This is a genomic window from Undibacterium sp. FW305-107 (assembly GCF_058788535.1).
Genome location: NZ_JBYTAV010000008.1, coordinates 299,889 through 319,807, shown reverse-complemented (window position 1 = coordinate 319,807; position 19,919 = coordinate 299,889). Strand labels below are relative to the sequence as shown.

Below are 19,919 nucleotides of genomic sequence, written 5' to 3'. Positions count from 1 at the left end.
CTTGCTACCTGATTTAATTATTTGTTACGCCATGCACAGGGGCATAGTGACTCTTGACATATTCCAGCACGATGTCCTGAAACTCTTCTGCGATACGGTCGCCACGCAAGGTAAGCGCCTTGGCACCATCAATAAAGACCGGGGCAGCGGGCGACTCACCGGTACCCGGCAAACTGATACCAATATTTGCGTGCTTGGATTCACCAGGACCATTGACGATGCAACCCATGACGGCGACGTTCATATTTTCAACGCCCGGATACTGGCTTTTCCAGACTGGCATCTGATTACGCAAGAAGCTCTGGATATCATCAGCCAGCTCCTGAAATACCGTCGAAGTGGTTCTGCCACAACCAGGGCAAGCGATGACCATGGGTGTGAATTTACGCAAGCCCATGGTTTGCAAAATTTCCTGGCCTACGATGACCTCTTTGCAGCGATCACCACCTGGCTCTGGCGTCAGGGATATGCGTATGGTGTCGCCTATGCCTTCCTGCATCAGCACCGACAGTGCCGCGGTCGAGGCAACAATACCTTTGCTACCCATGCCTGCCTCGGTCAGGCCAAGATGCAAGGGGTAATCACAACGCGCAGCCAATTCACGGTAAACGGCGATCAAGTCCTGTACGCCAGATACCTTGCAAGACAAGATAATCTTGTCGCCAGCCAGACCCAGCTCCTCAGCCTTTTGCGCACTTTCAATGGCAGAGGTAATCAGGGCCTGATACATGACAGCCTGCACACTCCATGGCTCAGGACGTTTGGCATTGTCGTCCATGATACGGGCCAGCAAAGCCTGATCCAGGCTACCCCAGTTAACACCTATGCGTACTGGCTTATCGTAGCGGCAAGCCATTTCTATCATCTGGGCAAACTGGGTGTCGCGCTTGGCGCCTTTGCCCACATTGCCAGGATTGATCCTGTATTTGGATAAAGCTTTGGCACAATCAGGAAAATCGCTCAACAGCGTGTGACCATTGTAGTGAAAATCACCTACCAGTGGCACATCTATACCCATCCTGTCCAGCTGTTCACGTATCGCTGGCACTGCTGCAGCGGCTTCAGCATTATTGACTGTGATACGCACAAGCTCGGAACCGGCTCTTGCCAGTTCCTTGATCTGAATTGCCGTGCCGATTGCATCAGCCGTATCAGTATTTGTCATGGATTGCACGACGACAGGAGCACCGCCACCCACAAAAACTTCACGGGTGCCATATACCACCTTGGCAGAACGGGATGCGCGTCTAAGCTTGGGACCTGAACCGATTTCTGATAAAAAATCCGTCATCTTTACTTCACATTCAAATTAATGACATTACTATCCTTGCCCGGTGCAATTTCCATAGACTTGCCGCGCAACCAGCCATCCACACCAGCAGCATTACCTATCCTGAGTTGCAAAGCTTCTTTCATGTCAAACACTTCCTCAGTACCCGCTTTAGCCAGATGAGAAGTCAGAACGCTACCATTTTCACGTTTGACCTGTATCCAAGAATCCTGTCTGAATTTCAATTTCAGCTGATTATTAGCAGCATCCGTCACTGGCTGAGCAGTAACTGGAGTAACTGCAGCTGGAGAAACTGCAACAGGAACAGGTGCTGGTGCAGAGACAGAGGCAGGAACTGCATTTTGCTGTACGGCCACTGGCACTGACACAACCTGCACTTCCTGATTCAATTTAGGCGGTGCAATAGCATCCTGAGTTTCAGGTTTTGCTTCATTAACCGTACCGAGTACGGTAGGAATAGTTGACGCAACCGGTTTTTCAGTTTCTGGTTTTACGGTCGCAGGCGAGGTATTTTCCAGTGGCTTCTCAAGTTCGGCATCTGTAGCTTTTTTTGCGGGCTGGGCAGATATCAAATTCTTGAAATAATCATTTTGCTCCAGCTTTTGCACGGCCAGGAAAATCAGAGCACAAACTGCCAGCACAACAGCGCCAATCACATACTTACGATTATTGTTGGAATCCTGGCGCCCCAAAAAAGGCGTACGCGACTCCATGAATGGCGTTGCCAGGGTAGGACGCAAATCCGCATCCAATCCGCCCAAACCTTTTTCTGCAGGCAGCGAATCGATAATTGGTGCCGGATCAAGCTTGAGAAGTTTTGCATAAGAGCGTACAAAACCACGCACTATCACCATCTTAGGTAAATCATCGAACTGATTATTTTCCAGCGCAAGTATTTGCCGCTGAGACAATTTGAGTTGATCTGCCACCTGCTGCAAACTCAAACCCAGTTGAACACGCGCGGCAGACAGTTGCGCACCGGCAGTCTGCACCACAGACAGGATAGCTTTGTTCTCAGATATCTCCGAGGTCAAAGGTTCTACAGGTAAATTCGCGCCCGCATCACTCATCAAACACTCCACGTTGATACAGAGAAAATTCTTTTGAATTTGGATGGCGGCGACGCAATTGCGTACCCAGACTATTCAGGGCCGCCTCATCACCCAGTTTTTTTTCAATTTTCATAGCCAGCCATAACACATCAGCGGCCAACACTTCAAACTTAAGTACACGGCCTATATAAAACCGTGCCTGCTTGTACTCACCACGCTTATACAACACGTCAGCAAGATTGGCATTGATCGCTGGATTGCCCGGATCTTCACGCAAACCTTGCATGAAATAGCGCTCAGCACCAATCGCATCTTTCATGCGCAAACTACACAAACCGGCATTATTCAATGCCTTGCCTGGTGCAGTATAAGCAGGATCCTTGATAGCGCTATCCAGATATACCAGCCCTTGCTTTTCGCGCCCATTCAGACACAAGAACCAACCGTAATTATTACCAATATCACTATTACCAGGTGCCAGCTTCAGCGCATGAAGAAAATTATCCTCAGACAGTTGCTTTTCACCCATATCCATGAAAATCAGTGCACGCAGGCTATAGGCATCCACCAGGTCCGGGGCAATCACCAAGGCTTGACGTATTTCTTCCAGGGCGACTTTCAGTTGCCCCTGCTGATAATAGCCGACAGCCAATTGCATGCGTATGGACGCCCGTTTTTGCGCATCCTGTTTTTCCGCAGACATGTTTTGCTCCGGCCTGTCCCCCTCCAGGCGCTTGGATGCACATGCAGACAAGGAGAGCGCAATAACCAACAGCGCTCCAGTCAAAAAACATTGACGCATTTGAGAAATTTTCACTGAGTGATCTCCACGATCTTGCCAAAATTTTCGCCAAACTTCTTTTGATATTCCGCCATCTTTTGCATGCGCTCCTGCACACGCGTCCTGTCTTGCACTTCGCCAGCCAACTGACCACAAGCTGCATCAATATCATCGCCACGAGTTTTACGCGTCGTTGTCACCAAGCCTGCATCCAACAAAATCTGGGCAAAAGCTTTGATACGCGGATTGGCCGATCGCTTCAGACCAGATTCCGGAAAAGGATTAAAAGGAATCAGGTTAAACTTGCACGGCAGATCACATACCAACTCTATCAATTCTCTTGCATGCGCATCAGTGTCATTGACACCATCCAGCATGCAATACTCAAACGTCACAAAGTCGCGCGGCGCAAATTCCAGATAGCGCTTGCAAGCAGCCATCAACTCTTTTAAAGGATGCTTCTTGTTCAGTGGTATCAGGCTGTCACGCAAAGCATCATTCGATGCGTGCAGTGACACTGCCAGTGCCACCGGACATTCTTGTGACAGCTTGTCTATCATGGGAACAACGCCACTGGTAGACAGCGTCACACGGCGACGAGACAAGCCATAAGCATTATCATCCAGCATGAGACGCAAAGCAGTCACAGTTGGTTCAAAATTCAGCAAAGGTTCGCCCATACCCATCATGACCACATTGGTGATCTGACGCTCACCCTTGGGCCCGGGAGCAATACCTTTGGTCTTGCGCAATTCAAATTCTGCCATCCAGAGCTGGCCGATAATTTCGCCCACAGTCAGGTTGCGGTTAAAACCCTGCTTGCCAGTAGAACAGAAACGGCAATTCACAGCACAGCCTGCCTGGGTAGAAATACACAGGGTGCCGCGATTTTCTTCAGGGATAAACACAGTTTCTACAGCATTACCCTGGCCGACATCAACCAGCCATTTTCTGGTGCCATCTGTAGAAGTATGGTCACTTATCACGGCGGGAGCGGCAATCATGGCTCGCGTAGCGAGCTTCTCGCGCAGGGATTTCGCGAGGTCGGTCATTTCATCAAACGAACTGGCACCAAACTGGTGTATCCAGCGCTGCAATTGCTTGGCACGAAACGGCTTCTCACCCAAGTCACCGCAATATGCGACGAGCTGTGCTGGATCCAGATCCAATAAATTTGTGAGTACCGTCATGATCTTCTCTTTCGCACCTCATACAGCACCAGACCGTATGAGGCGTATATCTTAATTCTTTATTCTGTTACATGCAGACAAAGTCTGAATTAACGGGAATAAACGTTCAACGCTGGAAAGTAGTAAGCGATTTCCACAGCAGCTGTTTCTGGAGCATCAGAACCGTGAACAGCATTTGCATCGATAGAATCAGCGAAATCAGCGCGGATTGTGCCTGCGTCTGCCTTCTTAGGATCTGTCGCGCCCATCAGGTCACGGTTTTTCAAAATTGCGCCTTCGCCTTCCAGAACCTGGATCATCACTGGACCGGAGATCATGAAATCAACCAGATCCTTGAAGAAAGGACGTGCGCTGTGAACAGCGTAGAAACCTTCAGCTTCAGCACGGGACAATTGCGCCATACGGGCAGCAACTACTTTCAGGCCAGCGCCTTCAAAGCGGCTGTAAATTTGACCGATGACGTTTTTTGCAACTGCATCAGGCTTAATAATAGACAATGTACGTTCGATAGCCATCTAAAAACTCCAATAAAAAGAAAGGGTTAAGAAAAATTTCGAGAATTCATCTAACCTTAGATTTTAACATGAAACCACCATCCCAGATATGTCTTTCAAGAAATACAATTGGTCGCAGACTGGATCAATTAGATTTTTATTATCTGAAATAAGGATTTCATTGCATCAAAGCAAACCCACCTTTCGTTGTTAGCTATAATTGCCAGCTATATTGATGGATTTGCCGCAACAAAAATCTAGATCAGATCAAAAACAGCCATGGATTCCACATGGGAAGTGTGCGGGAACATATTGACGACGCCCGCACTGCTAAGGCGATAACCAGCCTGATTGACCAGCATGCCTGCATCCCTGGCCAGAGTCGAAGGACTGCAAGAAACATAGACCAGGCGCTTAGGTTTTAATTCAGGAGCAATATCACCCAGATCAATCAGAGCCTGACAGACAGCCATGGCACCATCACGCGGCGGATCAATCAAAAAGCGGTCAAATTTACCCAATTTCACGAAATCTTGCGCCGTCACTTCGAACAGATTGCGGGTACTGAAGGATGTTTTATCAGCCAGACCATTGTGTCTGGCATTTTCCAAAGCGCGTTCAGTCAGGGTATCACTACCCTCAATACCAACCACCTCCCTCGCCAGGGTAGCGATAGGCAAAGTGAAATTGCCCAGTCCGCAGAACAGATCAGCTATGCGCTCATCTTTTTGCACATCCAGCATACGTAAAGCGCGCGCCACCAATACCCGGTTGATATGATGATTAACCTGAGTAAAGTCAGTGGGCTTGAAAGGCATTTTCACACCAAACTCTGGCAGCAAATAGTGCAAATCACTGGTCGCTGGATAATAAGGCTCAGCAGTATCGGGGCCTTTGGTCTGCAACCACCATTGCACTTGATACTGGTCTGCAAAAGCTTTCAGTTTGACTTCATCATTCTTGGTCAAAGGCGCCATGATGCGCAACACCATGGCAGTAACGCCCTCGCCTATTGCCAGTTCAATTTGTGGCAAAGCCTCAACAATAGACAAAGATGCGACCAAACCACGCAAGGGCATGAGCATCGCAGAGACATGCGCAGGCAATATCTCACAAGTCTCCATATTGGCGACATAACGCGATTTTTTCTCATGGAAACCAACCAGTACCGTGCCTTTCTTGATCACATGACGCACCGACAGACGGGCACGGTAACGGTAACCCCATGTAGGGCCGATGATGGGGCGCAGCATGATTTCGGACCTGATCTTACTGATATGCCAGAGATTATCCTCCAGCACGCGCTGCTTCATGGCTACCTGGGCACTGGCATCCAGATGTTGCATGGAGCAGCCGCCACAAGTGCCAAAAAATTCACACTTAGGCGCCACCCTTTGCGAAGATTCACGCACCAGGCTCATCATGGTCGCGGCTTCCCAACTGGCTTTCTTCTTGTAAGTACTGAACTCCACCAATTCGCCGGGCAGCGCGCCATCAACAAAAACTACCTTACCCGTGGTGCCATCTTCATTTAGCAAATTACCGACGCCACGCGCGTCCATATCTAAAGAGCGAATTTCTATTGTATTCATGGAAATTGGCGGCGCGAAACATATCACGCCAGCAGGAAGTGAGATTTAAAAGACGGAATTATAAGAGATGCGCGGATGCGCATCTCAAGAAATATTCGAATTGGCCAAGGAATGCGCTTTAAAGTACAGAATCACGCCCTACACCACGTGAAGCAAATGAGCGCTTGAGTTTGATGAGTGCCTCTTGCTGTATCTGACGCACGCGCTCGCGGGTAATCCCCATTTCGTCAGCCAGGGTTTCCAAGGTTGCCGGATCATCATTATCCAGACCAAAGCGGCGGACTATGACGATACGTTGCTTATCAGGCAATTTCGACAACCAGTCCCTGACAAGGATGGTCATTTCATGTTGCTCTGCGCGTATGTCCGGTGCATCATCACTATCGCCAGGCAACATATCCATGAGACTGGATTGCGGATCATTGTCCAGCGGCGTATCAAGCGAAGTTGCATGCTCAGACAAGGTCAGAATATCCTGCACCTCGTCTACAGGCCTGTCGACCAGTAGCGCAATATCTTCCAGCGCAGCATCTCTGCCATCACGTCTTTGCGATTCAAGATGATACTTTGCCCGCAAGATCTGGTTCAATTCACGCACCATGTGCACAGGCAAGCGTATGGTCCTGGCCTGATTCATGATGGCGCGTTCTATACTTTGGCGTATCCACCAGGTTGCATAAGTCGAGAAACGAAAACCACGTTCAGGCTCAAACTTGTCTATGGCATGCATCAGACCCAGATTGCCTTCTTCAATCATATCCAGCAAGGCAACACCACGATTGATATAGTGTTTGGCGATAGACACGACGAGGCGCAGGTTGTGCTCTATCATCTTTTGCCTGGCCTCAAAATTACCTTGCTTGGCCAGCGTTGCATAATGCAATTCTTCAGCAGAAGCAAACAAGGGCCGCGTACCTATCTGATTCAAATAGTATTGCGTGGTATCCGTAGAAAGTTCGGCAGCAAGAACATTTTTCAGCTCGTCTATAGGGGCAACAATCAGCGCAGCGGGGTCTTCACTTTGCTCGTCTTGCCCCTCTTGCGTCAGATCCACTGCATCATCCATATCCGCGGCATCAGAAGCAGGGTGCGCGTCTCCATCAGCAGCATCGGCAGACATGTCCGATTCATCGCTAGCGGCAGAATTTTCCAGCTTGTAGGTGCTTAAATTGTTATGCATGATCTGTGCGAGTTCGCGAGTCCGGTAAGTGAGTCTTGCTTGAACAAATTATTTCTAAAAATGCCAATATTAATTTACCAATACAGTTTTTTTGAAAATACCCTACACAAAAATTGTCAATTTACACAAAACATCTACACTTGCTGCATCTTCACAACAAACCAACGCAAAGACTTAGCACAATCAACTAGCGGGCTGGCAGATATCTAGCAGGATCAACCGGCTTGCCCTGCACCCGGATTTCAAAATGCAGCTTCACGGTATCACTGTCAGAATTTCCCATCTCAGCAATTTTTTGCCCTTTACCTATACTCTGCCCCTCTTTAACGAGTATGGACTTATTATGCGCATAAGCTGATAACAAGGTGCTGGTGTGTTTAATAATCACCAGATTACCATAACCACGAATACCACTACCTGCATATAAAACTTTGCCTGCGCCTGCCGACAGCACATCCTGTCCCATCTTGCCGGCAATATCGAAGCCCTTGTTCTTAACATCGTCAAATGTCGCCAGGACTTTACCGTCAGCTGGCCACATCCACTCAACATTTTCAGATTCAACAGATACGGCCTCAGTTACCTTGGCGGGTGCACTGGTTTCTGGCTTGGTTTCAGATTTAATGACTGGCACTGCCGGCGTCACAGATGCTACTGTCGTTGCATCTGTTTTCTGCAATTCAGCAAGATTGGCTTCCGAAAACGGGCGTTTATCGCCGCGCGGACTTGTTTTATTATTGGCAGCATTCACTGGCAAAGGCTTGACCTCTATCCCAGTATTGGATGCCACTCCCGTCGTCTGCGCCCCCTGACTGCCGTCTGGCGGCGCTACCCGCAAAACCTGCCCCACCTTGATATCATTCGGGTTTTTTAAATCATTCCAGGCAACCAGATCGCTATAACTCTGACCATGATCAAGCGCGATTCTATACAGGCCATCACCACGTTTGACCACATAAGTACCACGTGTATTATCAGGTGCCTTTACCATCGGTTTGACAACTTCAACAGGGGGAGGCTCAACAGGCCTAGGATCAAAGCCGCGCTCTACCACAGGCGCTTTATTCTGTATGCCGGTAGTACACGCAGCCATGGTCACAAGCACAGTTATTGCCAGACCAGTTTGTAATATTTGCTGTATTTTCTTCATTTCGTTTTTAATCTATCAAATTCATTGTCGCCGGGAGCAAAGCTAAATCACACCCGAATGCAAGGGTACAAAATGGCAAGATTCCAGCACAGAGCTAGTCCATTCGTAAGTGGATACACGCTCAATCAATTGCAATACCTGATTACGCCCACCCACCGGGGCAACCAGTCTGCCACCTACCCGTAACTGCTTTAGCAAGGTCTGCGGCACTTCCATTCCCGCTGCTGCCAATATGATACCGTCAAACGGTGCCTCACCCGGCAAACCCAGCATGCCGTCACCATATAAAAGTCTGATATTGGCGATGCGCATAGGGCGTAAATTGCTTTTTGCCAGCTCATGCAGAGCCTTGATGCGTTCTATTGAATACACTTCTTTGACCATGACAGACAAGACAGCTGCCTGGTAGCCACAACCAGTACCGATTTCGAGCACACGCTCAAGCTTGCCACCATTGCGCATTATTTCCAACATACGGGCAACAATATAGGGTTGCGAAATGGTTTGGTGATGACCTATAGGTAAAGAGGCATCAATATAGGCCTGACTGGCCATGCCAGTTTCTAAAAACAAATGTCTGGGCACCGCCTGCAAAGCCGCCAACACGGTCGCATCTTTGACGCCTTGTTGCGCAACGCGCGTAACCATGGCCCGCCTTACTCCCTCAGACACCAAGGGGCCGGACAACAGGGATGGCGACAAACCTGATGAAGACCCTGCAACGCCCTGCGGAACATGTAATTGCTGCGATTTTGCAGCTTTGGCTGCGGCAACACCACTCAAATGATGTGCAGCATTACGCATGGCAGTTTGTGGCATCGCTGTATGCCGCACTGCCCCACCACTTGCTTTGTCTTTTTGGCTGACCACAGAAGACAAGGGTAAAGGGAAACGCTTATCCTTGGTCGTCATGCAAAATCCATATCCAGATCAGCCAACTGACGGCTATTGGTTAAATCTATCTGCAAAGGGGTCACTGACACAAAATGCCTGGACGTCGTATCAAAGTCCGTTCCTGCACTGGCATCCCGAGCCGCACCTGGCGGACCTATCCAGTAAATATCCCTGCCATGCGGGTCTGTCATGTGGATGACAGGTTCAGATGTATGACGCTTACCCAGACGAGCCTTGCGCACGCCCTTGATCTCATCAAACGGCAGATTCGGTATATTGACATTCAACAGGAACGGAGTGGCCAACCCCGGGAAGCCACGTTTCACTATCTCCAGTGCAATTCGCGCAGCGGCATCCAGATGCGTCCAGGCTTTTTCGGTTTGCGAAAAAGCGATAGCAGGAATGCCGAATAAATACCCTTCCGTCGCTGCAGCAACAGTACCCGAATACAAGGTATCGTCTCCCATATTCTGTCCCTGATTGATACCAGAAACGATCAAGTCAGGTTTATCCTTCATGATGGCAGTCAGGGCGATGTGTACGCAATCAGAAGGAGTACCATTCACAAAGTAAAAACCATTGCTGGCGCGCTGCACACTTAAGGGCCGGTCCAGGGTCAATGCATTTGATGCCCCGGAACGATTACTGTCGGGTGCCACTACGGTTACCTCGGCAATCGATGTCATGGCCTCAGCCAGCGCCACGATGCCAGGAGCCAGATAACCATCATCATTACTGATCAGAATTTTCATGCTTTGTATTCTACCTGATGCTGAAATATAAATTTCTACAGAGAACAGATTTTTACGGCATAATCACAAAATCAAACGGTCGTACTATTTTATGGAGACATTAAAATGAAAGCTGTTGTTTGCAAGGAATGGGGATTGCCAGACACTTTGGCGATAGTGGACTTACCAGATCTGGTACCAGCACCTGGCCAGGTTGCCATCAACGTGAAGGCGGCTGGTGTCAACTTCCCCGACGTGTTGATCATACAAAACAAGTACCAGTTCAAGCCTGAGCTGCCATTTACCCCGGGGAGTGAATTATCCGGCATCGTGTACGCCGTTGGTGAAGATGTCAGCCATATCAAAGTTGGTGACAAGGTGATCGCCTTTATCGGCAATGGTGCGTTTGCACAACAGGTAGTTGCCCCTGCCAATGCCGTCATGCCGATGCCACCCGGCATGGATTTTGATATTGCTGCCGCGATTACCCTGACCTATGGTACTTCCCACCACGCAGTAGTTGATCGCGCCCAATTGAAAGCTGGAGAAACCATGCTGGTGCTTGGTGCTGCCGGTGGTGTCGGCCTGGCTGCCATAGAAATTGGCAAAGCCCTGGGCGCACGTGTCATTGCCGCTGCATCCACCGATGAAAAACTGGAAGTTTGCAAGCAACATGGTGCCGATATCACCATCAATTACAGTAACCAGGATTTGCGCGAAGCCATTAAAGCAGCCACTGACGGCAAGGGCCCGGACGTCATTTATGACCCGGTTGGCGGGATTTATGCAGAGCCGGCTTTCCGTTCCATAGGCTGGCGCGGTCGCTATCTGGTGGTGGGTTTTGCCAACGGCGAAATACCAAAACTACCTTTAAATCTGACGTTGCTGAAAGGTGCTTCGCTGGTTGGGGTGTTCTGGGGTGAATTCGCCAAGCGCGAACCCAAAGCGAATCTGGTTGCCATGCGTGAATTGATGGGATGGCTGCATGAAGGAAAAATCAAGCCACATATTTCTGGCCGCTATGCACTTAAAGACACACCAGCAGCCTTGAATGACCTGGCAGCACGCAAGGTCACGGGCAAGATAGTCATACAGCCTGAAAAATGACGTAGTACAAGATAGCAAAAAAATTTGCCAGACCTCACTTGACCGTGAGGTTTTTTTTACAAAAAACCTACTTATTAACGGGTATTGGCCGTATCACCCAACCAGTAGCGATTGATGTCCTTTATACCCCATTTGGCAGCATCTTCACGCGTAGCTATCTTGTCATTGCTTCCTAACCGGGACAAATCGATCAGCTCGGGCGTAATATAAGCCATGGATTTGGCAGAAAAAAAGACCCTTACTTTAGGTAGCAACAGCGACTTGCCCACTTGCTGCTCGACCACGACTGCCAAACGACCAGACTCCAGCTTTACCAGCGTACCTACGGGGAAAATACCTATGCTTTTGACGAAAGCCTGGAATATTTTTTCATCAAAATGCCCGCTACTCCATTCGGCCATTTTGCGCAAAGATTCTGCCGGACACCAGCCTTGCTTGTATGGACGATCGGAAGTAATCGCATCGTAGACATCGCAGACTGCCCCCATGCGGGCATACAAGCTTATTTCGTCACCCTTCAAGCGATTTGGGTAACCGGTGCCATCTATTTTTTCGTGATGATGCAGGCAAACATCAAGAGCGATAGCACTAACACCCTTGGCCTCTTTCAACATCTTGTAACCAGCCATGGGGTGCTCCCTGACTGAAACAAATTCAGCATCAGTCAACTTGCCAGGTTTATTCAAAATATCGGCAGCTACCATCATCTTGCCTATGTCATGTAGCAAACCTGCCAGGCCAGCTTCTCTGGTCGCTTCTTCAGACAAACCCAATTGCTTCGCCAACGCCACCATCAGAGCACATACAGCAATCGAATGCATATAAGTGTAATCGTCCTTGGTCTTCAATCTGGCCAAACCGATCAAAGCACCGGGATTGCGCATGACAGAATCAGCAATCTCTTCCACCATGGTTTGCGCATTGCCTACATCCACGGCCTTACCCATGCGGGCCTCATTGAACATGCTGAATACGGCTTGCTTGGATTTACTGACTATGGCTGAGGCACGTCCCAATTCATCATCCATTGAGACACTGCTAATTTGACGGGGAGGAGCTACTGAAACAGGCGGAGGTTCTGGAGTGGGTTCAGTTTGTGGTTTCGCTGGCGGTTTATCTGCTTCCGATAAAACATCCAGGCCCTTGCTGATATCGATCCAGGCATGACGAATCCTGGCTCCTTGAATTTTTTTTAATTCTTCTGCTTCTGCCAGGATAAAAGACTTTTGCCAGAATGGGGTGTCTATCCAGGAGCAGCATAGTTCCTGAACATACATGCCAACCCTCAGTTGAGCAATTTCAATTTTCTTCAACATAGGCAGGAAAAGTTATGAATTGGATAAACAAATAATACATCGAGATGTGCCTTCCAATTATTCGCCAAAGCTAGTTCACAAGCCAGTAGTTAAAGCAACATATTACAAAATTTTTCCTTCAGGCAATTTACCCAACAAATTCATAGGCCGAAAAAAATCTTGCATAGTTTTATTGCTAATAAAACTCAGGTTATAGGGATGTTCCGCACAAATTTGCTCGTATAGCGCAGCCTCTGACATTGTCCGAAGTTGTTCTGCAATCTTCCCCCATAAGATTAGCACCGCTTGATTCATAATGCGTGCTTGTTGATGTTGATGTAGCTCAAATAAAACTGTTTGCAAAAATGGCTGCCATGCCTTCGCATCTTTTACAGGGGCAGTATCTTCACGAAACACCAGGCTGGCGTTCAATAACAAGAACCCCTGTGCGATGAGGTTTTGTTGTAAATCGTCCAGTGTCTGCACAAAACCACTCTCTGGCTTGCGCGCCAGGCTTGCGACAACAGCCATGGCATCCCCTGTCGTTGCCTCTTGCTGCAAATGGGCAGAAGTCACCAACAACATCTTCATGAAATTGCGCAAGGACGTGGCACGATTAACTTTTTTAGATAAGCCACCACCCTCCTCATCTGACCACAGGCTTTTTACCGCACCATCCATAAAACAATAACCGGTTGCGCTATCAGCGCGTGGATACGGTCCTTCACCCATCAAGATATAACGCACATCATCCATGGGCATGGAAAAAGCGGCAAATAATCTGGCCTGATTGGGCAGATAAGCGGAAGTCGTCAAACCTGCGAAATAATTGGGATTTGCAATATGTACTTGCTGCAATCCCGCCTCTATCACAGGTTGCCAGGATGAGTGTGCCTGCCCAATAGCTAAACGCACATCTTCAGGACAGGCATCTTGCCAGGAACTCATTGCTGTCCACCCGGCATGGCAGATGGCAGAGAAGCAGTAGGCAGGCCTGGCGTCACCATCGGCGGTGGCGGGCTACTTATCGGACCACCCGGCACATCATTATGTCTGGCTGAAGGGAATGCTACTGGCGCCACTTGCGGCGGCACAGTATTTGCCTGATTCAACGGCGGTATCTGTACCGGCCCACGATTCATGTCTGGCATTTGCGGCATTTCGACACGACGCATGATTCCCGATTCAGAAACCATCACATATTGCTCATGCACTTCTTTCAAAATCACGCCAGGAGCGACTTCTTTATCCATGGCCACCGCGATTGCAGGTTTGCCATTGGCACTGATGATGGCAAGGCTCTTTTCAGCACGCTTCGCCAGAACAATACCTTTTAATTGATAGTTGGTAGCAGCTGCCTGCATTGCCTGGCTATTACCGAAAATGCCACCCCACTGCCCGGTTCCCGGCTCATAACTGTTTTGCTGGAATCCTGCGGCAACTGCCCTGGCCTGAGGCTTGAACAGACGCAGAGCCCAAAAGCTCAGGGACGCACAAAGTGCGATAAATATAATAAACGTCACAAGGACAGGTAAGCGTTTCATTTTTATCCTTTTAGCGTACCAATTGATTTATTTCTATGATCGGCATCAATACCGCGAGAACGATGAGCAAGACCACAATACCCATGGTCAAAATCAATACCGGTTCCAGCAAGCCTGCCATGGTCATCGCCCTGCGTTCCAGGTCTTGTTCCTGTGTATTTGAAGCCCGTTCCAGCATTGCCGGCAACTCGCCGGTCACTTCACCCGCGCGTATCATGTGTATCAGCATGGGTGGGAAATGCTTGTGCGCCGACAAGGCTCGCGCCAGGCTGACACCTTCCCTGACGCTGGCTGTCGCCTCCTCTACCTGGGCACGCATGGCTACATTTGATAGCGTTTCACGGCTGGTTTGCAAGGCTTGCAAGATAGGCACGCCGGACCCTGTCGTGATCGCCAGTGTACTGGCAAACCTGGCCGTGTTCAGGCTACGTTCAAATTTGCCGTACAAGGGCGCATTCAGTAACCAGCGGTGCCAGCGCATCTTGAAGTCGGGATTACGCAGCGCGAGACGCCATAAAGAAAAAGCAGCTGCTGCGAGTATGGCTACTATCCAGCCATAAGCACGCACAAAGTCAGAAATCGCTAGCATCACCAACGTCAGGAAAGGCAGTTTCTGCTTGGTATTGGCAAATACGGAAACAATCTGCGGTACCACATAGGTAAGCAAGAAAATTACAATGGCAAAGGCCACCACAGTCACAATCGCCGGATAGGTAAACGCCAGCCTGACTTTTTGCACCAGTGCATTGCGTCTTTCTATGTAATCAGCCAGTCGTGACAATACACGCGACAAATGGCCAATGTGCTCACCCGAAGCCACCAACGCGCAATAGATGTCGGCAAAATCATTCGGGTGCTGCTTCAATGCATCCGACAATGAATTACCAGCCATGACTTCAGATCGTATAGAACCTACCAGGTCCCGTACATAAGTGCGCTCCGATTGCTCCAACAAGGCTGACAATGACTGCTCCAATGGCAACCCAGCTTCCAGCAGGCTGGATAATTGCCTGGTAAACAAGGCATTTTCTACTGTTGAGAGGCGGTCAGCAAACAAGCTGGTCTTACGCTTGCCGCTGGCATCCATCTGGTTGGCGATAGATTCCACACTGACCGGCACCAGTCCCTGGGCACGCAAGTCACTGCGAGCCGATCTGGCACTATCGGCATTCAACACCCCTTTGCTGGTATGGCCTGCGGTATCAACAGCCTCATATCGAAATGCTGGCATGTACTTATTCCTTCGTCACGCGCAACAACTCTTCTGGTGTAGTCACACCAGTCTTCAGCCAGCGCTCACCGTCTTCGCGCATGGTTTTCATGCCGTCGGCCTGTGCTGCCTTGCGTACTTCTGCTTCCGCCGCTTCGTGATGTATCTGGGCGCGAATTGCATCTGTGGTTTGCAATAATTCATAAACGCCGACACGTCCCTGATAACCGGTATGGCCGCAATGCTCGCAACCGACTGCATGCCACGCACCTTCTTTTTCAACACGGCAATGCGTACACAGCTTACGCACCAGTCGCTGCGCAACGACACCAAGCAAGGATGAGGACAACAGGAAGGGTTCTATACCCATGTCCAGCAAACGTGTGACTGCCGCAGCAGAGTCGTTGGTATGCAGGGTTGCCAGCACCAGGTGACCTGTCAAGGATGCCTGCACTGCAATTTGCGCAGTTTCCAGATCACGTATCTCACCTATCATGATGACGTCTGGATCCTGTCGCAAAATTGCCCGCAATGCCTTGGCAAAAGTCATTTCGATTTTTGCATTGACCTGAGTCTGCCCTACACCAGCCAGCTCGTATTCAATAGGATCTTCCACCGTCAGAATATTGGTCGTACCAGCATTTACCCTGGACAGAGCGGCATACAAAGTGGTGGTTTTACCTGAGCCGGTTGGGCCCGTCACTAGCACAATGCCGTGCGGCTGAGCGATCAGTTTGTCGAATTGCGTCAACACATCGGCACTCATGCCCAGATGACTCAAATCCAGACGTCCTGCTTCTTTATCCAGCAAGCGAAGTACTGCGCGTTCACCATGGCCGGTTGGCAACGTGGATACCCGCACATCAACTGGCTTGCCACCTATGCGCAAGGTAATGCGGCCATCTTGTGGCAGGCGTTTTTCAGCAATGTCCAGTTGTGCCATGATCTTGATACGCGAAATCAGGGACGCGTGTATGGCTTTCTTGGGACGTACCACATCACGCAAGGCACCATCAACACGGAAACGGACCACAGAAATCTGCTCAAACGGCTCAATGTGTATATCCGATGCACCGTCACGCAACGCCTGTGTCAGCAAGGCATTGATCATGCGTATCACAGGCGCATCATCAGCTGATTCAAGCAAATCTTCGATGGCTGGCATATCCAGCATGAGCTTGGCCAGATCCAGATCAGACTCAACTTCACCCACCACATCGGCAGCATCCCCACCAGAACCGGCATAAGCCTTGGCTATCGCCTCAGACAACTCTGTATGAGGCAACATCACCAGTTTGACTTTGCCAAACTTGCGCCCGACTTCAGCTATTGCGGCAGAAGGTGTCATCTTGGAAATCTGTATCTCAACAACACCATTGACAACAGCATGGTCCCTGACGGCAAGCACAGAGAAATCCCTGGCAAAACCATAAGGCAATAAACGATGATCAAGCATGGCTTATTTGCCTTCCTGGCCTGCCGTTGATTTCTCAGGAGAGACTACCAGCGGCGTAGCCAATAACTTCCCTTTTTCTGGCGTAGGCAGCAAACCATCATTTGCTACGTCTTTGGATGGTGTGATCTGGGCACGCATATAATCGTAACGGTCTATGGACACGTTATTGCTTTGCTCGGCACTACGTATCACTGTAGGGCGCAAAAACACCATCAGGTTAGTCTTGGAGCGCTTGCTGGTCTGGTATTTGAACAGATTACCAATGAAGGGAAGATCACCCAGGCCAGGTACTTTTTCCCCACCATCCGTCGTACTATCTTCAATCAAGCCACCCAGCGCAATGATCTGGCCGTCATCGACCAGCACATTGGTGGTGATGGAACGTTCCTTGGTAATGATACCTGCGGCGTTGGTTGTATCATCGACACTCGATACTTCCTGATAAATCGCCAGCTTGACTGTGCCACCTTCAGAAATTTGCGGCCTGATCTTCAGCTTTATACCCACTTGTTTGCGGTCTATGGTCTGGAAAGGATTAACGCCTGCCGTGCCACTGGACGCAGTCGTGAATTGGCCTGTAATCAATGGCACATTTTTACCAACGATAATGTTCGCCTCTTCATTATCCAGCGTGACGATATTTGGTATTGACAAAACATTGGCGTTGCCATCTGTCTGCAGCACACGCGCCAAAGCGCCCAGCCCCAATTGGCCATTGACTTGCTTGAATATACCCAGGGACAAACCTGCACCAGGCAACACGGAGCCTACTGTGGCTGCATTGCCAGCAGCAAGATTAAGCAGGTTATTACCTTTGGTGGAGAATGAGGTACCACCGCCTACACGGTAATTACTAGTGCTGTCACCTGACAGCCCCATCCATTGCACACCCAGTTCATTCGACTTGTCGGCACTGATCTCGACTATCAGCGCTTCTACATATACCTGCGCACGACGGGCATCAAGTTGATCAATAACTGTACGCAGGTTGCGATAAACAGGTTCACTGGCAGTAATGATCAGGGTATTTGTAGCCGCATCAGCCTGGATATAACCAGCAGCGCCACCGCCACCACCAGAACTATTACTGGTGCTGCTATTGCTGAACGAAGGCATGCTGCTTTGCGTGCTACCCGCCGTATTTGCGGCCACAGGGGCATTCGTACCGCTGGCAGCATTACCAGCATTGGAAATATTACTGCTGGAGCTGCGTGAAGAAGAGGTATCCCCCGTCACGATGGAGCGCAAGGTTTGCGCCAGCTTTTCAGCCTCCGCATTCTTTAAATAAACCACGTGTACATTGCCTGGCTGCGATGTAGGCTGATCAAGCTTGGCGATCAGGGACTTGATCTGGTTTGCCTTGGCAACTGAAGAGGCGCGCACAAGGATGGCATTGGAACGTGGGTCCGCCAGCAACACTGGTTTGGTAGGGTCAGCACCACTACCACCTGAGTCGACCACCTTGGAAACCATAGTTGCAATATCAGAAGCAATCGCATGCTTGATCAGGATAACATCCATATCTGTCGTCGCCGGCACATCCAGCGCGGCAATGATCTTGTTCAGGCGTTTGATGTTGTCTGCATAGTCGGTGATAACAACCGTATTATTGCTAGGGTTGCCGTTGATCGTGTTATTTGGTGAAATCAGCGGACGCAATATCGTCACGATATTGGCGGAAGATTCATAATTCAGCTTATAAATCTGAGTGACCACCTGATCGCCTTTGGCAGCTTCATTTCTTTCTGAACTGGTATTTTGGGTAGGGCCAGGCTGCAGCTTGGCATCTGATTCTGGCACCACCTTGGAATAACCATCCGCCGTCACTACTGAAAAACCCTGCAGGCGCAAAGTGGAAGTCAGTAATTTATAGGCCTGGTCCTTGGTCAAAGGCGTTTCAGAAACGAGGTTGATCTGCCCCTTGACCCGTGGATCAATGATGAAAGTCACACCAGTGTAATGGCCTATCGCCTTGATGGCCGACTCAATGTCCGCGCCAACCAGATTGATGTCTACCGTATTTTTTGACGGGTCCTGGGCCATGGCCATGGGTGCCATTAAGAAACCAGCAGTCAATATTGCTGCACCAGTCAATGCAGACAATTGCTGGATAGGTTGGCGTAGCGAATTTCTTGTCATGGCGACCCTGTGCTTTAATGGAAATGTTTTCATTTGAACTCTAACGCAATTACATCTTTTTCACCGTCATTACGACGCTGCCCAAGCAAATTCAATAAATTTGCCAGCCTTGCTTCTTGCCCTGCCTCTGCCCATGCCTTGCCAGAAAACTGGAAACGACCATTCGTCATTTTTCCACTTCCTGCCAGCATCATAGGACCCTTCATCGTCAACAACTGCATGTCCGCCTCTGTGCCACGCAAATCAAAAGCCATCTGGTAACTTCCCAAAGGCTTGATAGGTGACAGACGCGAAGCCATTTCGGCCAATTCCAGTTGCATATGCCCTGTCATGCTCAGTTGCGCATTCTTGCGCGAAAACAGCAACTCATTCCAGGATAAATGCAATAAACCTGTAGGGCCTACGGTATTCAAAGGCGCACCCAGACCTTCAAGCCGTTCTGGCGGCAACAACAATACCGACGGACTGACTTGCCACTGACTAAAGTTGCCGGCAATCTTGACCGGCGCCGACAAAGCCGCAGAATTTTCCAGCTCCGCCTTGATTTGCCCCAGGATTAACAGAGGTGAAATACGCCACTGAAACCGCCCAGGGAACAAGGGTGTTACCGGCCCGCTTTTACCTGCAGCCACACCGATGAATGCTGACCCCTGCCAAAAACTACCCTGTACATCCCCCAGACTCAGTCTGCCCTGACTTTGCCTTTCGAGCACAAAGCCTAGCCAACTGGCAGGCAAAAACACCACTACGGTCAAGATGACACTGATAAGTGCAGCCATTATCCATGTCAAACGTCGGGTAATTAACATTGCT

At 49.5% G+C, this 19,919-nt stretch carries 18 protein-coding genes; 1 reads left to right on the top strand and 17 read right to left on the bottom strand.

All coding sequences use genetic code 11. The annotated features are described in order from the left end of the window. Positions 1-13 precede the first annotated feature (13 nt). From ispG to surE, 10 genes are all read right to left on the bottom strand, one after another. On the bottom strand, positions 14-1,291 hold the full coding sequence (ispG, locus tag AC3WQT_RS19380) for a flavodoxin-dependent (E)-4-hydroxy-3-methylbut-2-enyl-diphosphate synthase (RefSeq protein WP_492706170.1): 1,278 nt from the start codon (positions 1,289-1,291) through the stop codon (positions 14-16). Positions 1,292-1,293: 2 nt separating this feature from the next. Next, positions 1,294-2,361: a RodZ domain-containing protein gene (locus AC3WQT_RS19375; RefSeq protein ID WP_492706168.1), complete on the bottom strand. Its 1,068-nt coding sequence runs from the start codon at positions 2,359-2,361 to the stop codon at positions 1,294-1,296. Then, on the bottom strand, positions 2,354-3,145 hold the full coding sequence (pilW, locus tag AC3WQT_RS19370) for a type IV pilus biogenesis/stability protein PilW (RefSeq protein ID WP_492706288.1): 792 nt from the start codon (positions 3,143-3,145) through the stop codon (positions 2,354-2,356). The genes AC3WQT_RS19375 and pilW overlap by 8 nt, the downstream gene beginning before the upstream one ends. 11 nt (positions 3,146-3,156) lie before the next feature. Next, a complete protein-coding gene (gene rlmN / locus AC3WQT_RS19365; RefSeq protein ID WP_492706286.1) occupies positions 3,157-4,317 on the bottom strand; it encodes a dual-specificity RNA methyltransferase RlmN in 1,161 nt (386 codons plus the stop codon). Between the two features lie 86 nt (positions 4,318-4,403). After that, on the bottom strand, positions 4,404-4,829 hold the full coding sequence (gene ndk, locus AC3WQT_RS19360) for a nucleoside-diphosphate kinase (protein ID WP_110253161.1): 426 nt from the start codon (positions 4,827-4,829) through the stop codon (positions 4,404-4,406). Positions 4,830-5,065: 236 nt separating this feature from the next. Next, complete coding sequence (gene rlmD / locus AC3WQT_RS19355; RefSeq protein ID WP_492706166.1) at positions 5,066-6,400, bottom strand: 23S rRNA (uracil(1939)-C(5))-methyltransferase RlmD; 1,335 nt, start codon at positions 6,398-6,400, stop codon at positions 5,066-5,068. A gap of 118 nt (positions 6,401-6,518) precedes the next feature. Next, positions 6,519-7,580 (bottom strand): RNA polymerase sigma factor RpoS, encoded by a 1,062-nt coding sequence (gene rpoS / locus AC3WQT_RS19350; RefSeq protein WP_492706164.1) that lies wholly within the window; start codon positions 7,578-7,580, stop codon positions 6,519-6,521. Between the two features lie 187 nt (positions 7,581-7,767). After that, entirely contained in the window at positions 7,768-8,730 is a 963-nt protein-coding gene (locus AC3WQT_RS19345) for a peptidoglycan DD-metalloendopeptidase family protein (protein ID WP_492706162.1), read from the bottom strand. 42 nt (positions 8,731-8,772) lie between these two features. Further along, complete coding sequence (locus tag AC3WQT_RS19340) at positions 8,773-9,642, bottom strand: protein-L-isoaspartate(D-aspartate) O-methyltransferase (protein ID WP_492706160.1); 870 nt, start codon at positions 9,640-9,642, stop codon at positions 8,773-8,775. Then, positions 9,639-10,376 carry a 5'/3'-nucleotidase SurE gene (surE, locus tag AC3WQT_RS19335; protein ID WP_492706158.1) on the bottom strand — a complete coding sequence of 246 codons (738 nt, stop codon included), beginning with the start codon at positions 10,374-10,376 and terminating at the stop codon, positions 9,639-9,641. The genes AC3WQT_RS19340 and surE overlap by 4 nt, the downstream gene beginning before the upstream one ends. 105 nt (positions 10,377-10,481) lie before the next feature. Between surE and AC3WQT_RS19330 the strand changes: the two genes are divergently transcribed. After that, entirely contained in the window at positions 10,482-11,462 is a 981-nt protein-coding gene (locus AC3WQT_RS19330) for an NADPH:quinone oxidoreductase family protein (RefSeq protein ID WP_492706156.1), read from the top strand. 74 nt (positions 11,463-11,536) lie between these two features. Here AC3WQT_RS19330 and AC3WQT_RS19325 read toward each other — a convergent pair whose 3' ends face one another. The 7 genes from AC3WQT_RS19325 to gspN all read right to left on the bottom strand — a co-directional run bounded on the left by AC3WQT_RS19325 (position 11,537) and on the right by gspN (position 19,885). Further along, positions 11,537-12,778 carry a cyclic di-GMP phosphodiesterase gene (locus AC3WQT_RS19325; protein ID WP_492706154.1) on the bottom strand — a complete coding sequence of 414 codons (1,242 nt, stop codon included), beginning with the start codon at positions 12,776-12,778 and terminating at the stop codon, positions 11,537-11,539. Positions 12,779-12,880: 102 nt separating this feature from the next. Then, positions 12,881-13,519: a uracil-DNA glycosylase family protein gene (locus AC3WQT_RS19320; protein WP_492706152.1), complete on the bottom strand. Its 639-nt coding sequence runs from the start codon at positions 13,517-13,519 to the stop codon at positions 12,881-12,883. 182 nt (positions 13,520-13,701) lie between these two features. Then, entirely contained in the window at positions 13,702-14,301 is a 600-nt protein-coding gene (locus tag AC3WQT_RS19315; protein ID WP_492706150.1) for a type II secretion system protein N, read from the bottom strand. Positions 14,302-14,311: 10 nt separating this feature from the next. Beyond that, positions 14,312-15,532 carry a type II secretion system inner membrane protein GspF gene (gene gspF / locus AC3WQT_RS19310; protein WP_492706148.1) on the bottom strand — a complete coding sequence of 407 codons (1,221 nt, stop codon included), beginning with the start codon at positions 15,530-15,532 and terminating at the stop codon, positions 14,312-14,314. A 4-nt stretch (positions 15,533-15,536) separates the two neighbouring features. After that, complete coding sequence (gene gspE / locus AC3WQT_RS19305; RefSeq protein WP_492706146.1) at positions 15,537-16,967, bottom strand: type II secretion system ATPase GspE; 1,431 nt, start codon at positions 16,965-16,967, stop codon at positions 15,537-15,539. 3 nt (positions 16,968-16,970) lie between these two features. After that, positions 16,971-19,139 (bottom strand): type II secretion system secretin GspD, encoded by a 2,169-nt coding sequence (gene gspD, locus AC3WQT_RS19300; protein ID WP_492706144.1) that lies wholly within the window; start codon positions 19,137-19,139, stop codon positions 16,971-16,973. After that, a complete protein-coding gene (gspN, locus tag AC3WQT_RS19295) occupies positions 19,136-19,885 on the bottom strand; it encodes a type II secretion system protein N (protein WP_492706142.1) in 750 nt (249 codons plus the stop codon). Before gspN ends, gspD begins: the two co-directional genes overlap by 4 nt. Positions 19,886-19,919: the final 34 nt, after the last annotated feature.